This window comes from Candidatus Koribacter versatilis Ellin345, from assembly GCF_000014005.1.
GTDB classification, from domain to species: Bacteria; Acidobacteriota; Terriglobia; order Terriglobales; family Acidobacteriaceae; genus Korobacter; species Korobacter versatilis_A.
The window spans coordinates 4,955,779-4,970,829 of the sequence record NC_008009.1; the positions used below are offsets into that span (position 1 = coordinate 4,955,779).

The window sequence follows — 15,051 nt, forward strand, 5'->3', positions numbered from 1 at the left end:
TTGGCAGGGGCGAAGTAAACACAAACTGCAGCTTAGAACTGGTACTTGGCCGAGAGGCGAATACTGCGACCTCCCTGGCGTGCCCAGAACTTATCGAAGAGGTGGCTTGGATTGTCGGGCGCGATCGTGTTCACGTCCGTCGTCCAGAAACCGCCAGGGTTCGCCGACTCATTCGGGTGATTGAACGGGTTGTACATCTCGACGCGGAGCTGCAGGAACTGCGACTCATGCTTCGGGATCGGAATGTTGCGATTGATGCCGAAGTTGAAGTTGATCTGTCCCGGTAGTATGTAGCTGTTACGTCCTTCGTTTCCTGGACGACCGAATGGAATAAACCAGTGGTATCCATTCAGGTCGCTCTGGCTGATCGGGGCGCAAGTAGCCCAGTCGTACGCGGGTGCCGTTTGGGCGTCGCCCGGCCAGCAATAAGAGTATTGGCCGGAGATCGCCACGTTCGTCATCGGCGCTCTGCTGCTAAGCACGTCCGGACGTCCGCTGTAGCCGTGACCCTCGCCAGTGCTGTCGAGTGAGCCGACATAGATCGTGTCGGGCAAACCAGACTGCAGACTGGTGGTCCCGGTCCACTGCCAGTGACGTGAAATGTATCCAAGCACGTCGAGGGCCTTGTTTTCGGACTTAAAGCCCGGAACGTCCCAAACGTAAGTAAACGCCCAGCGCTGGAATGCATTGAAAGCAGACAAGCCACGATCGGCTTGGCGGTCCCACACGTTTTGCGCGTACGACGATCCACCCGTGATCACGAAAATGTTCGAACTGTCGTCGATCGACTTCGAGAAGGTATACGCGCTGCGCAGCATGAGGCCCTTGTTGAACTTGCGCTCCACCGTGAAGGCGAGGCCGTGATAGTACGAGTCGCCGCCGTTGGTGCGGATTGCCATGGCTCCGCGATCCGAGTTATAGCGGGGAATGTAAGCGCCCGTCGTGGCGTCATATCCGCCGAAGGGGTTGTAGTCGTCGTTTACCAGCAGCTTCTGACCGCGACTGCCGATATATGCGACGGTCGCGAGCAGGTTCCACGGCAGTTCGCGCTGGACGTCCAGGTTCCACTGCGTGGTACGCGGATTGGTCATGCGTTGCGAAACGCTGGTGACAGTGTTGAAAGGGCTGACGACCGGATCAAGCGAGTTGAAGAGGTCGGTCGCGCTTGCATAACCGCGCGCGCCGCCATTACGGCCGTACAAGGGCACATCGATCGAGTTTGGTGAAGAGGACGCCGTATTGTCGAGAATGTTGGTGTACAGCGCGTCGTAGAAAATTCCATAACCGCCGCGAATGACTGTTTTGCCGTCACCGAAAAGGCTCGGCCAGAAATCAGGCGTGTAGGCAAACCCGATACGTGGCGCGAAGTGCATGTACTGCTGGTCTGCCTTCACCACGGTGGGGAACGCGACTTCGCCGCCCATGATCGGCTTCACGGCTGGGTACGTCAGCGAATTCTCGGGATTTGTCTGATATTCGTAGCGAAGACCGAGGTTCAAGGTCAGGTTCGACTTGATCTTCCAATTGTCTTGCACATAGTATCCGCTCTGCAGGAGAGTCGGTTCCACGCGCGGATTGCCAATCTGGATGTCGAGGGCCTGTCCGCTGCGCCCTGTGTAGTTGTCGAGGAAATTGCCGAGAGCGCTGTAGCCGCCACCCGCCGAGAAGGTGATCCATCCGCGAGAGTTGATCGGAATGTCGTCGGTCACCGAGATATGGGCGATGTCGACACCCATCTTGACGGTGTGCGCTCCCTTCGTGATCGAGAACGCCTCCTGAAGTTGCAAAGTACGATGGCTACGCCCTTGCGGGAAACCGGAATCCGTGCCGAGAAGCGGGAACGTGCTTGGGCTGCTCAGAGAGAGATAAGGCAATGGATAAAGAGGATTTGCAGTCGTTCCCGCTGTTGGAGCGAAAGTAAATCCGAGATGGCCGTAAGAGACACGGAACTCATTCACCTTGTTGGAACTGAATGTGTGCGTCCAGGAGCCACCCGAGATCCAGGACGGTCCTCCCTGGTAGGTTTCAAAGTTCGGCAGAACCGAACTCGAGTTTGCAAACCAATCGGGCGAGAAATAGCCACGATCATGCAGGTAGTGGAAGGTAATGCTGTCGCTCTGGTGGGGCAGGTAATCCACTTTCACATTCCACTGCGTGTCCGTGCTCTGCTCCGGAACAATGCGGGTCGCGTCGCCCATTTCGACGAACGGCATGCTCGCAATGCCCGTGGCCACGTTCTGAATGTTTGAGCCCCCGCGAATGTTACCGAGATACTGCAGCATCAGGTTCGCATTGGTCGAACCATAACTTGATAGCTGCGCCGCTCCGTTCGCCGTGGGAATGGTGAAGGTGCTCGAGACTTCATTGCCGTAAGTGCGGTTCCACAATCCGCTGCCGAACGCAAACAGCTTGTCCTTAACGATCGGGCCACCCACGGTAAATCCGAAGGTGTGCGTATCGTAGCGGCCTTTACAGGGAGCGTAATTCGGGGCCCGGTTGCAATCACCGCCATCTTTCATGCCGGCAAGGCCGTTGGCCGCATCGATCGCATCTAATCCGGAACCGGAATAGAGTTCGCTCAGCGTGCCATGGTACTGGTTCGTGCCGCTTTTGAAGATAACGTTGGTGACCGATGATCCACCGCGGCCGAATTCTGCCGAGTAAGAGTTCGTCATGATCGCGACTTCCTGGACCGCATTGGGATTCTGCGGCTGGAACGCCTGACCTTGGATGCTGTTGTCGTTGTTGTCTTGACCATCGATCAGGAAGTTGTTGCTCTGCGGACGCCCGCCGGCGACGGAGAAACCCTGGCCGTTCGTGCTGCCACGGCCGTTGTTGTCGATTACTCCAGGCTGCGTCAACGCCAGTTGGATTGGGTTGAGACTGCTGATCGGCAAATCCGAAAGTTCTTTTGAACCGATGCTGCCGGAAAGTTCGCCGTTTTCCGTCTGAACCTGGTTGGTATCCGCGGAAACTGTAATTTCCGTCGCGGTGCCGCTCGCAATCTGTAGTCTGATATCGAGCGGGGTCATGACCGAGCCAGCCACTTCCAGACCCGTCACGGTCTGCGTTTGGAAGCCCTGGTACCCGACGGTCACTTTGTATTTCCCGAGATTCAACGCCTCCATACGGAAGGCTCCGGTCGGTCCGGATTGCACCGTGCGAGAATCGCCGGTGTCGAGATTGGTTGCTGTAATTTGTGCTCCTACGACCACTGCTCCGCTGTTATCGGTAACTGTGCCACCTATGATGCCCTTGCTAGTTTGGCCCAATCCGGTAACGGCGAAGGTGAGTATGAGCAACATCAGGCTAACGATTGCCACACTTCGCGTTCCGATTTTTTGATACATCGCTTCTCCTCGTGCTTCTATGAAAACGGGATTCCGCTTGCTGGAATTCCCGCGCAATTCAGCACTCAGTGAAGAGCAATTCTCCTTCCACGAAAGTGTGGGGTGAATCGTTTTAAAGCTAAGGACTTACGAACCTCGTGGTACGAACTTCTATGCGTTCTCATTTCGGGAATTCTGAATTTAGGAGCTGAAAACGATGTTCAGGATTGACGAAACTTTGCGCTGCCCAGCGTCACTTGCACTGCGCGCGGGAACGCAATACAAAACGCCAGATGACGAGCCTAGAGTCCTACTTCGCGACGAAGAAATGCTGCGCGGGATTGATCGCAGCGTGCTCATCTCCAAAGGCATGGTTCCTTCGGCTCTCTCGAGACGCAGACCATTGGGTCGTAAAAAAAACCCCTGCCTTTCGGCAGGGGCGAACAAATGGTGCAGTGTGTTCCCTAGAACTGGTACTTGATCAACAGCTTGATATTGCGCGCACCCTGGCGTGCCCAGTAGGTGTCGAACAGGTGGCTCGGGTTGTTGAGGTTCCCACTCGAGTCCTGTCCAACCAGGAACATGTCAGAGACGTTCGTGCTCCACATGCCCTGGTTCGGAAGTGCCGACTGGTTCGGGTGATTGAACGGGTTATACATTTCCACGCGCAGCGTCACCACTTGCGATTCGTGACGCGGAATCGGGATGTTGCGGTTGATTCCGAAGTTAAAGTTCACCTGGCCAGGCAGGATGTAGTTGTTGCGTCCCACCGTACCCGGCGCGCCAAACGGAACCAGGAAATGATAGTTGCTCAGGTCGCTGGCAGAGAGCGAGTTCAGCGTCGCCAGGTCGCAGTAATCCGCGCCCGGTGCGCAAGCTCCCCACGCTGCCGGCAAAGCAATCGCATTCATGGGCGCCGAAGCGTTCAACAGGTCCGGACGTCCACTCGAACTGTGGCCGCGACCGCTGCTATCGAAGCTATCGTAGATCGTGTCAGGCAAGCCAGACTGCAGGGTCGTGGTCCCGGTCCATTCCCAATGACGGGAGAGGTACGCGAGGCCGTTCAGCACTTTGTTGTCCTGCGCCTTGAAGCCCGGTACGTCCCACACGTAGGTAAACGCCCAACGATGGAACGCGTTGAAGGCTGACAAACCACGATCCGCCTGGCGGTTGGTTGGGTCCTGCGCATACGACGATCCGCCCGTGATGACGAAAATATTCGAGCTGTCATCAATGGACTTCGAGAACGTATATGCGCTGCGCAGCATCAAGCCATGAGAGAACCTGCGCTCGACCGTAACTGCCAGGCCGTTGTAGTAGGAATCACCGCCATTGGTGCGAATTGCCATGGCACCGCGGTTCGAATTGAAGCGCGGAATATAGTTGCCGCTGGCATCGTAGCCGCCGAAGGGGTTGTAGTCGTCATTCACCAACAGTTTCTGTCCACGCGATCCCAGGTAGGCGACCGTCAGGAGCATGTCTGCCGGCAGTTCACGCTCAATGTTGAAGTTCCACTGCGTGGTACGCGGATTGGTGAGGTCCTTCGCAATGCTTGTAACGGTATTGAACGGGCTCAAGGTACCTGAGAGTCCGCTGAACTGTCCGGTTGCGTTGGCGAAACCGCGCGCGTTCGAAGAGTCCGAGCCAAACAGCGGCTCGTCGATCGAGTTCGGTGCGGACGAGGCCGTATTATCGAGAATGTTGGTGTAGATCGCATCATAGAAAATGCCGAAGCCGCCGCGGAGAACGGTCTTGCCGTTTCCGAAGATGCTTGGCAGGAAGTTTGGCGAGTAGGCAAACCCGATGCGAGGAGCGATGTGCGAGAACTGCTGGTCCGCCTTCACCACCGTCGGGAAATTGTTATCGCCGCCGTAGATGTTCGACACCGCCGGGTACGGGAGTGAGTTCTCGGGATTCGTTTGATACTCGTAACGGACGCCGAGGTTCAACGTCAGGTTCGGCCGCACCTTCCAGTTGTCCTGGAAGTAGTAGCCGCTCTGCAGCAACGTGGGCTTCACCGTAGGATTACCTGTCTGGAGATCCAACGCCTGGCCGCTGGTGCCGGTGAAATTATCGAGGAAGTTGCCGAGTGCGGTGTAGCCGCCACCATCGGTGAAGGTCAGAGTTCCGCGGGTGTTGATTGGAATCTGGTCCGTCACCCAGATGCGCGCGACGTCCGCGCCCATCTTGAAGGTGTGGCTGCCCTTCGTAATGGTGAAGCCATCCTGCAACTGCATGGTGCGGTGGCTACGACCCTGCGGGAAAGCTGAGTCAGTACCCAATAGCGGGAATGCATCCAATCCGGCGCTGCTCAGTGCCAGGCTCGGCATTAGATAAAGCGGATTCCCTGTAGTTGCGGCCGTAGGTCCGAACGTGAAGCCGAGGTGTCCGTAGGACGCGCGGAATTCGTTCACCTTGTTCGAGCTAAAGGTGTGCGTCCACGAAGCGCCCGCGATCCACGACGGTCCGCCCTGGAAGGTTTCGAAGCCTGGCAATACGGAACCCGGATTCGCGAACCAGTCAGGCGCGAAGTAGCCGCGGTCGTGGAGATAGTTGAAGGTAATGGTGTCGGTCTGCCGCGGCAGATAGTCCGCCTTGATGTTCCACTGCGTGTCAGTGTTTTGCTGCGGCGCGGTCGGCGTGTAATTGCCCATCTCTACGCAAGGCAACGACGAAATGCCAGTGTTGACGCACGTCGCTCCAACCGTAGATCCGCGGAGAGATCCGAGGTATTGGGTCAGAAGAGTCGCGTTCGCCGATCCATACGCCTGCAACTGGCCGATGCCGGTTTCAGTGGGGATCAGAATGTTGCTGTTCTGCTCCTGACCGTAGGTGCGCTCCCAGTTTCCGCTGCCGAAGAAGAACAGCTTGTCCTTAATGAGCGGACCGCCGAACGTAAATCCGAAGGTGTGGGAGTCGAAACGCGTCTTACATGGGAAGAAATTCGGCGCTCGGTTGCAATCGCCGCCGTCCTTCATTCCAGTAAGGCCGTTGGCGGCGTCGATCGCGTTCAATCCGGAGCCCGAGTAGAGTTCGCTCAGCGTTCCGTGGAACTGATTGGAGCCGCTCTTGTAAATAACGTTGGTGACCGAAGCTCCGCCACGACCGAATTCCGCGGAGTAGGAGTTCGTCATGATGGCGACTTCCTGCACTGCGTTCGGATTCTGTGGCTGATACGCCTGGCCCTGAATGCTGTTGTCGTTATTGTCCTGACCATCAATCAGGAAGTTGTTGCTCTGTGGACGTGAACCGTTCACCGAGAAACCCATGCCGTTCGTGCTTCCACGGCCGGCATTGTCTATAACGCCGGGCTGCGTCAGTGCTAGTTCGATCGGGTTCAGGGAGGCGAGCGGTAGATTGGTCAATTCTTTCGTAGTGATCGTGCTGGAGATCTCGCCATTTTCGGTCTGCACCTGGTTGTTGTCCGCCGATACCGTCACTTCTGTACTGGCGGCGCTGGCGACTTGCAGTTTGATATCAACCGCAGTCATCACCGATCCGGCAACCTCAACGCCATTTATAACCTGGCTCTGAAAACCCTGGAACGATACGTTGATGCGATATTTGCCGAGTGTGACTGCCTCAACGCGGTACGCACCCGTCGGTCCCGACTGAACGGTGCGTGTTTCGCCGGTATCCGTGTTTGACGCTGTTACCTGTGCTCCGGCGACAACGGCTCCGCTCGTATCTGTGACTGTTCCAGCGATGATTCCTTTACTCGTTTGGCCCCACGCAGAAACAGCAAAGATAAGTGCGAATAGCAGAACACTAACGAATGCCGCTCTTCGCTTACCAAATTGTGGTTGCATTGCTTCTCCTCATTGAATCTCCACCGATGCCATGAATTTCGTCCCACGTGAAATTCTCAGCAAGAGTGGCTAATCAGGAGAGTGCAATCACATCGCCGAATTCTGGATTTGTGCGAATCCTCAAAAACACAGGCGTGCGCAAAAACATCTGCGACGTGTGCTATGAGATTTCATCGGAACCTGGTTCCAGAGATTCCGAATTCTGGAGGTAAATGATGGGATGAACTACGCGCAAACCCGCATGGACAGAGGGCTTCACGGCTATCACGACGCTTTATCTTAAAAAAAGTTTCAAGGTTCGTCCCATCATGGAAGCAATACATCCCTACTTCTTCGGCGCGAAGAAATTGTCGATTAAGAAATCGCGCAACTGTTCATTGAGCTTGCGCGTGTTCTGTTCGGCGTCCATAGCTTCGGTGTTGTAGTTAACGACGTAGGCCTTCTTCTGCTGCGGATCAATATAGATGTGCGCGATGAATCCATTCTGCCAGCCCATGTGTCCAATGAGTTTGAGATCGTTGTCTTCGTGAACGAAGAAACTGGTGGTGACGAAGTCGCGCGCACCCTTGCGTGATGGGAAGTCTTCGCTCACCGGAACCGGCAACAATGGTTTCCACATCTCTTCCAGTGAAGAGCGCTTTAAGACCGCGTCGTACTCGGCTCGGCGGGCCGGATCGCCGACAAGGAAGTTCAGGTACTTGATCATGTCTGGGATCGGGGAATTGAGGCCGCCGTTCGAGCGGGTAATACCGGTGTCGAAGTTAAACTCCAGCTCAGCGAGCTTGCCCTTTTCTATGTGATAGCTGTGCGAGTGGTGCTTCAACAAATATGCCGGGCTGCGATCGTAGTAGGAGTGTTCCATCCCGAGCGGACGAAGGACATTCTTCTCCATGTAGGCTTCATAAGGATCACCCGAGAGCCGCTCGATGATCTCACCGAGGAAGACGACTGCGAGATTCGAGTAGCTGTACTTCGAGCCGGGCTGGAACTCGACCGCGGTGTACGGCATCATCGCGACGAGTTGCGACCACTCGGTCGGTTCGAAGGGCTGCCAGTCGGCATCGCGCCACGGCCACGTGGGATCGCGGAAGCCCGCGGAGTGGGACATCGCCTGGCGAATCGTGATCGCCGAGATCGGGCCGAAAGGATCGTGCGCCTGCGCGATCTCGGGGACATATTTCACGATCGGGTCGTCGAGCGAGAGCAGCCCTCGATCGCGGAGCTGCATGATCGCAATGCCGGTGAAGGTTTTGCTCACCGACGCCCAATGGAAGGTGGTGTTCTCGTCCACTGGCGTTTTGGAGACGAGATCCTGAAAGCCGACGGTATCTCGAAAGACGATCTTGTTGTGATCAAGGACGGCAAGCGAGCTGCCGACAATGCCGTGCTGCTTAAGACCGTCTTCGTAGAACTTCTTAAGTTCGTTGGCTGGAAGCTGCGCAAAGGCAACAACTGATAAAAGCAGGAGCGCTAGAAGAATCCGCATGCGCAAGAGTGTAACCGCTCGCGCAAGTTCGAAGCTCCGCGCGCTGGAATTGGCGCGGAGCTTCGATGGAATTAGCCCGCGGTGGTGGCGGCGTGCTCTGTCTTTGCGGCGTAGGCGTCGAGGACACGGGTGCTGTAGATCAGGGCGGCCCCGGCATTCATGCCTACCGCGACGCCGAGCGCTTCGGAGATCTCCTCCTTGGTGGCGCCGGCCTTGATGGCGGCCTCGGTGTGGAAGACGATGCAACCGTCGCAGCGGGTGGTGACGGCGACGGCCAGGCTGATGAGCTGGCGCGTCTTCTCCCCGAGATGGGTCGTTTCCTTGTTGGCGCCGCTCAGCGTCATGTAGCCTTTCAGGGTGTCGGGGCTGAGTCCCGAGAGCTCCTTAAGGCGGGCGCCAAGTTCCTTCTGGTATTGGTTCCAATCGAGCATGAATCCTCCCGAGCTTTCGCTCCCGAGTCTAGATGTCGCGAAATCCGGTTGGATTCGCAGGGCACACATTGTTTACATCTGGGGCGGGATGTCAACATGCGCTTTGCTGTAGAGGCCAGTGCCCTTAAAATATCTGGCGAGGCAATATCTATGGATTCTTTACGTGTCGCGGCCCTCGCAGGCCTGTTCTTCCTCCTGACGTCGTTCGGTGTGGCGCAACATCAGATCTGCGTTGGCAGAGTGGGCGGTGGTGATTCCCCGACCTGGAACATTCAGCAGCCGACTCTCCAGGCAATCAACAAGGAGGCCAGCTCGCGCGGTGACAAGGTAACCGCGCAACTGATGATGGCCTACAACGACAAGGGCGCGAAGGGCGAGATGCAGGCGATGAAGTGCGATTACGGTCTCGTCATCAATACCAATCGCGAGTGGCCAACTCCCAAAGGCGGCGGACTGAAGCAGGAAGACGCGAATGCGGACGAGAAGAACCCGCATCCTGCATCCACGGCATATCTCGAGTTCACCCTGCTCGATAAGAACGCCAAGAAGATCGACAAGTTCAAAACGCAGATCGAGATGAAACAGGGCGCAACCGCGAAAGATGTTCAGTCTGAACTGCAGGAGATCATCCAGGAACTGGCGAACTGGGCACTGGATGGGATGATGGCGAAATAAGCAAAAGCAAAATCTTTAGACACGAAGGACACTAAGTTCACGAAGGAAAATAGAAATTCAAAAATCCTTCGTGAGACTTCGTGTCCTTCGTGGTTAAGGACTTATTTTTTCGTCCACTGGTCGACCCAATCGTTGACGGTTTTGTACCAGAGCTGCGAGTTTTGCGGCTTCAGGACCCAGTGACCTTCGTCGGGGAAGTAGAGCATCTTCGACGGGACCTTCTGCAACTGCAGGTACGTGAAGAGCTGGAAGCCCTCGCTGACGTCGAGACGGTAGTCGAGCTGGCCGTGCACGACGAGCATCGGGGTCTTGAAATTCGCGACGCTCTGGTTCGGCGACCACTTCTTGTACATTTCCGGGTTCGTCCACGGCGTGCCTTTGAACTCCCAGTTGTTGAACCAAAGCTCTTCGGTGGTGCCGAAGGCTGAGACGGTGTTGAACATGCCGTCGTGCGAGACGATGCACTTGAAGCGGGTGGTGTGACCCTCAAGCCAATTCGCCATGTAGCCGCCATAGCTGGCGCCGAGAGCGCACTCGCGGTCCTTGTCGACGTTCGCGAAGTTTTTCTCGGCGTAGTCGAGGCCTAGCATCAGGTCTTGATACGCGCGGCCACCCCAATCGCCATTGATATCGTCAATGAACTTCTGTCCGTAGCCAGTGGACCCGCGCGGATTGACCATGATGACCAGGTAGCCGTTGGCGGCGAAGAGTTCGGGATTCCAGCGGAAGGACCAATCATCGCCCCAAGCGCCTTGCGGGCCGCCGTGGATGAGAAACTTCACGGGGTATTTCTTGGAGGCATCGAAGTTCGGCGGCTTCACGAGGAAGCCTTGGACTTTTACTCCCTCGGCGCCGGTGAACCAGAAAGGCTCAATGGGCTGCATCTGGACTTGGTCGAGGATCGGGGCGTTGATGTGGGTGATCTGGTCAATGGACCCGCCGCCTTCGGGTTTGTGTGTGATCTCCTTCAAGTTTGAGATCTTGATCGTTTGAATCTCGTTGGGAGCTTTGATTGACATCACGTCGCAGACTAGGAACGTGCCCGCAGGCGTGACTTGGCACCCGTCATTGAAGCCAGCCCAAAGTTCGATCGGGTGACCTTGTAGTTCCACCCAGTAGACTGGGGCTTCGCCCTTCAACTCGGACGTGAAGAACAGTCCGCGCGAGTTTGGGTGCCACACGATCGATTCCACCCAGCCATCAAATCCCTGCGTCAACTCCGTCGTCTTCCCCGTCGCGCGTTCGTACAGCATCAGTCGAAAGCGGTCGCTCTCGTAACCAGCGCGGGCTTGCGACCGAAATGCGATGTACTTGCCGTCGGGCGAGTAGAGCGGCGTGGAATCGGCGCCGGGCGAGGTCGAAATCTTCTTCGGCGTGCCGCCGGTGACGGGGACGACGAAGATGTCGGTGTTGGTGCTGGTGGCTTCGACTTCGTCGAGGTTGCTGGCGTAGGCGATCTCTTTGCCGTCGGGCGAGAACGAGTACTGGTCCTGGCCGCCTAGCGAGAACGGCGGGACGTCGTGATCGCCGGGGGTGAGGTCGAGGGGTTCGCCGCCTTCGAGAGACTGGATGAAGAGGTGCGAGCGCTTGCCGTTGCCGTAGGCGTTCCAGTGACGGTAGAGGAGATGGGTGAAGATTTGTGCCTTTACCTTCGACTGCGAGCGTTCGTCGTCGCGCTGCTTATTGCAGGCATCATCTTTGCAATCGGGCCAGACGGCGGAGACGAAGAGGATGCTCCTGCCGTCGGGCGACCAGGTGGCTGCGCTGACTTCGGTGGAGATCGAGGTCACTTTGCGCGGATCGCCAGTGAGCGTGCCGGTGGTGGTATCGAAATCCTGAACATAGACCTGCGAGCTGCCTTCTGCGTCGGTGATGGCAAGGGCTGATTTGCCGTCTGGGGAAAAACGGAAGTTATCTTCCCCGCTGTAGTTGGTGAGCTGGCGCGCTTCGCCGCCGGCTACGGGGACAATCCAGATGTGGTTCGTCTTTTTGTTGGTTTCAAGCGAAACGTCGGTGACGGTGAAGGCGGCCCATTTGCCGTCGGGCGAGAGGTAGGGCTCGGCGACGCGCTTGAGCTTCATCATGTCGTCGAAGGTGAAGGCACGTTTGGACTGCGCGACCGCGAAAGAACTCAGCAATAAAAGAGCGACGAGAAAACGACGAACCATACAGATGCCTCCGAAACGTAGGGCAAAACGAGCCAGTGTAAATGAACGGCAGACGAAACTGGAACCAGATCAGCTCATGGGTTAAGAGATTCAGGCCATTTCGGAGCTGCTGAACCAGAGCTATACTTCATCCCGTTATGCGTTACCGATTTGCTTTTGCGGCTGACGGTTCTCCGGAAGACCTGAACTCATCCGACACTGCGGATGACCAGCGCGCCCGGCCACGCACCGGGACGATCGAAAAGATCGCGGACATCGCCTACGACACCCTCCGCAAACACGAGGTCGCGTTGCCTGCTGAGAAGACCGACGAGAAGTAGTACCCCCTCCCCCCACCTGATCCTGATTCCAAAGGGTTTACGCGATGAATCCTCGCAAAATATTCCAAATAAAAGAGTTATAGGCAAAATATTCATAAGTAAGGGGTTAGGGGCGGTTATAGTTCCCGTGCGGTTGCGAGGCTTGCGCCTCGCAACCCGAGGCCACGCCGCCCATCCGAGTTTGCATCGTTTGCGCCTGCTTTCACGACGCTATCTCGTCGTGCTGAGAATCCCGGACGCCCTCCGGGCTGGCGTCGATCGCGAACGACACAGTATTCAGAGCGACGCAGGTATTCAGGCCGATGCATTCATCCTGAGCGACGCCTTCATCCGGCGATGCGGTTTTCAAAGAACAATTGGGTTTTCTTGGGAATGCCCCACGTAGACACAGTACTGGGATGGGGGCAAGGGAATCGGTGATTTCGGACACAGGTTGTTGTGCGATGGATCACGAGGAGGGTGTGATAACAACGGGTGCCGTCCGCTGAAGCTTTCCCACCGCTTACGCGGTGGGCTATTACGTGGCGTCGCTTCGCGACTTTGAGATGCGGATTCAGCGTTTATTCGAGTTGTGGTAGTCGAAGTTGACGAGGCCGTCGCGGTAGTCGATGGTCAGGCGGAACTGGCTTAGGAGTGGGAAGCCCAGGATGCCGCCGAGGGCGATGCCTTCGCCTTCGCTGAGTTTATCCATGCTGATGGCGACCATGCGGAAGTTGTCCTGGGTGAAGCGGCCGAACTGGATCTGAACGTTACTGGCGACGTAAACGTCGCGAACGTTACCGGAGAGGCCGCGCACAGATAAGCCGGGGGCGGGCTGAAGTTTGGATTTGGAGACGTTATTTGGATCGATCTGGGTGTCGAAGGCGCCGGTATCCAGGAAGAAGAGGCCGGCGGGTTGCTGGTCGACACTGGTGGAGACGAGGATGTGCGCGCCCAGGTGCATGACCCGGTCGAACGACTGCATTGCCGGCGCGACATAACGATCGGCGGCGCCGGCTTCGTCGCGAAGGTTGGCGGGAATCTCGGGCAGAGGCGCGAGACTTAGCTCGGAGTTCTTGATGTCGAGGGTGATGAGGAAGTGCTCGAAGACATCGATGCCCATCAATCCGTCGGAGCCTTCGGGGAACCTTGCGTCGAGGACCGTGACAGGAACGTTCTCAAATTCGATGGGGCCGATCTTTACGTCGTGAGCCCAGCCGAGATATCCGTTAGCGGGCTTTTCGTCGCCGATACCTTTCGTGGCGATGTCGTAAACCTGTTTGATCTCGGCTTTGGCGGCGTCGCTCTTGCGCAGCACGATGCCGCTGGCGCCGGTGTCGAGGAGAAGGGAGACCGTCTTCTTGTCGTTGAAGCGGACATGTATGGCGACGGCGCCTTCGCGCGGCGGAGTGGTGAAACGGCCGTCGCCAAGATGCGCGGCAGAAACGATGTGGTCAAGCCTCAGCTTGGCGGTTTCCCTGGTGCTGACGAGCTTCCACGCGGTTTTGTTGCCAAGGACGATAAGCCATGCGAGCCGCGATTGCAGGATGTTGAGACGGTCCGGATCGAGGTGGCCGTGGTGGTCCACGAGGTATTCGACGGCCTTGCGGCGCTCCGGTCGCGGCAAGCGACTCGCCCAGGATTCGTAGATTTCAGGATCTTTGGGATCGAGTTCGTGGGCTTTGAAGATGTCGCGGCGGGCGCTGCGGTAGTTCGAGGTGATCTGCGCGATCTGCGAGAGGCCGTGCCAGGCGCGGGCGCAATTGTCGTCGAGTTTTGCGGAACGCCGGTAGGCGATTTCGGCATCTTCGATCCGTCCATCGCGGAAGAAGACATCGCCGGAAGCGGCCTGGACAGCTGCGGAGTCGGGGGCGGCGCGGAGAGCGGTATTCGCGGCATCGCGGGCCGCTTGGAGATTCTTTTCGTTCAGGAGCGTGCGGACGAGTCCACCGTGGGCGTCGCCGGAAGTAGGATTCGCGGTGAGAGCCTGGCGGTAAAGACGTTCGGCGGTGGGGTAGTCGTAGGTGCGCCAGGCATCGAGAGCTTGTTGTTCGAGTGTTGGCGATTGGGCGAAGAGCGGGAGTGCGCAGAGCAGGACGAGTAGCAGGGGCACCCGGGGCATATGGGCCGGATGGTAGCAGAATCGGTGGACATATGAGGGGTTGGTGATGATAGGGGTGCTTCGACTGCGCGCGCTTCGCGTGCTCCGCTCAGCATGACAGGGGGGCAGAAAAAAGCCCGCCGGGGTAGGCGGGCGAATGGTAGGAAATGGGAATTGGGGGATGAAAGTTTTATTAGGCCAGGCGCGCGGCTTGCTGTTGCTTTCTTGAAGCGCGGCGCTTCGGCTGAACCGGTTGTATCGGCATCTGCGAGACCTCGTTGCCGAGGACACTGAGAACGATCATGCAGAGGTCGGTGCGCTGACGAAGGAACTCGAGGACCTTCTCACGTTCCACGAAGATGAGGCGCGAGTCTTCATCGATCTCGGCGGTCAGTTGATAAATGCCGCGCAAGAAAGTGCCCGGCAGACCCAGCAGGCTTCCAGGGCCAGAGCTGCGAGCGAGAACGGTATTGCCATTCTCGGTGCTCATGGTCAGGGAGGCGTGTCCCTGGAGCACGATGTAGACCCCTTTGGCCGGATCCCCTTCATGAAAGAGGATGGTGCCCCGCACGGCGGTTATCTCGTGGCCTAGGGGCTTGAGCTCGTCCACGAGCTCGGGTGGGGAAACAAAGGCTTGGTTGGGGATATGAATCGGTTGCGTCACAAATAGCGGCCTCCGCGGCCATGTTTAGTATCGCAACGGGCAAACCGCCCCGCTGTGACTGCTGTCACAAGGTGCTGTGACGCCACTCG

At 57.3% G+C, this 15,051-nt stretch carries 10 protein-coding genes; 2 read left to right on the forward strand and 8 right to left on the reverse strand.

The features are described 5' to 3' along the window. Nucleotides 1–32: 32 nt before the first annotated feature. The 4 genes from ACID345_RS21765 to ACID345_RS21780 form a co-directional block, all read right to left on the reverse strand. Nucleotides 33–3,350, reverse strand: a complete 3,318-nt coding sequence (locus ACID345_RS21765) for a TonB-dependent receptor (protein WP_011524988.1) — start codon at nt 3,348–3,350, stop codon at nt 33–35. A 443-nt stretch (nt 3,351–3,793) separates the two neighbouring features. Continuing rightward, nucleotides 3,794–7,138: a TonB-dependent receptor gene (locus ACID345_RS21770; protein ID WP_011524989.1), complete on the reverse strand. Its 3,345-nt coding sequence runs from the start codon at nt 7,136–7,138 to the stop codon at nt 3,794–3,796. Nucleotides 7,139–7,463: 325 nt separating this feature from the next. Next, entirely contained in the window at nt 7,464–8,624 is a 1,161-nt protein-coding gene (locus tag ACID345_RS21775; protein ID WP_011524990.1) for a serine hydrolase domain-containing protein, read from the reverse strand. Between the two features lie 71 nt (nt 8,625–8,695). Further along, entirely contained in the window at nt 8,696–9,055 is a 360-nt protein-coding gene (locus ACID345_RS21780) for a carboxymuconolactone decarboxylase family protein (RefSeq protein WP_011524991.1), read from the reverse strand. Between the two features lie 150 nt (nt 9,056–9,205). On the opposite strand from ACID345_RS21780, the gene ACID345_RS21785 reads away from it, so the two are divergent. Then, entirely contained in the window at nt 9,206–9,730 is a 525-nt protein-coding gene (locus tag ACID345_RS21785) for a hypothetical protein (protein WP_041855978.1), read from the forward strand. Nucleotides 9,731–9,831: 101 nt separating this feature from the next. On the opposite strand, the gene ACID345_RS21790 is transcribed toward ACID345_RS21785, so the two are convergent. Then, nucleotides 9,832–11,898, reverse strand: a complete 2,067-nt coding sequence (locus ACID345_RS21790) for an alpha/beta hydrolase family protein (protein WP_011524992.1) — start codon at nt 11,896–11,898, stop codon at nt 9,832–9,834. Nucleotides 11,899–12,035: 137 nt separating this feature from the next. On the opposite strand from ACID345_RS21790, the gene ACID345_RS21795 reads away from it, so the two are divergent. Beyond that, a complete protein-coding gene (locus tag ACID345_RS21795) occupies nt 12,036–12,218 on the forward strand; it encodes a hypothetical protein (RefSeq protein ID WP_041855979.1) in 183 nt (60 codons plus the stop codon). A 202-nt stretch (nt 12,219–12,420) separates the two neighbouring features. On the opposite strand, the gene ACID345_RS27100 is transcribed toward ACID345_RS21795, so the two are convergent. The 3 genes from ACID345_RS27100 to ACID345_RS21805 form a co-directional block, all read right to left on the reverse strand. Next, entirely contained in the window at nt 12,421–12,567 is a 147-nt protein-coding gene (locus ACID345_RS27100) for a hypothetical protein (protein ID WP_187148887.1), read from the reverse strand. Nucleotides 12,568–12,771: 204 nt separating this feature from the next. Next, complete coding sequence (locus tag ACID345_RS21800) at nt 12,772–14,310, reverse strand: aspartyl protease family protein (protein WP_228370691.1); 1,539 nt, start codon at nt 14,308–14,310, stop codon at nt 12,772–12,774. 181 nt (nt 14,311–14,491) lie between these two features. Then, a complete protein-coding gene (locus ACID345_RS21805; protein WP_011524994.1) occupies nt 14,492–14,962 on the reverse strand; it encodes a Crp/Fnr family transcriptional regulator in 471 nt (156 codons plus the stop codon). Nucleotides 14,963–15,051 lie beyond the last annotated feature (89 nt).

Bases quoted from the DNA above. Each gene is read 5' to 3' on its own strand.
- ACID345_RS21765 (WP_011524988.1), bottom strand. From the start codon at position 3,350: ATGTATCAAAAAATCGGAACGCGAAGTGTGGCAATCGTTAGCCTGATG.
- ACID345_RS21770 (WP_011524989.1), bottom strand. From the start codon at position 7,138: ATGCAACCACAATTTGGTAAGCGAAGAGCGGCATTCGTTAGTGTTCTG.
- ACID345_RS21775 (WP_011524990.1), bottom strand. From the start codon at position 8,624: ATGCGGATTCTTCTAGCGCTCCTGCTTTTATCAGTTGTTGCCTTTGCG.
- ACID345_RS21780 (WP_011524991.1), bottom strand. From the start codon at position 9,055: ATGCTCGATTGGAACCAATACCAGAAGGAACTTGGCGCCCGCCTTAAG.
- ACID345_RS21785 (WP_041855978.1), top strand. From the start codon at position 9,206: ATGGATTCTTTACGTGTCGCGGCCCTCGCAGGCCTGTTCTTCCTCCTG.
- ACID345_RS21790 (WP_011524992.1), bottom strand. From the start codon at position 11,898: ATGGTTCGTCGTTTTCTCGTCGCTCTTTTATTGCTGAGTTCTTTCGCG.
- ACID345_RS21795 (WP_041855979.1), top strand. From the start codon at position 12,036: ATGCGTTACCGATTTGCTTTTGCGGCTGACGGTTCTCCGGAAGACCTG.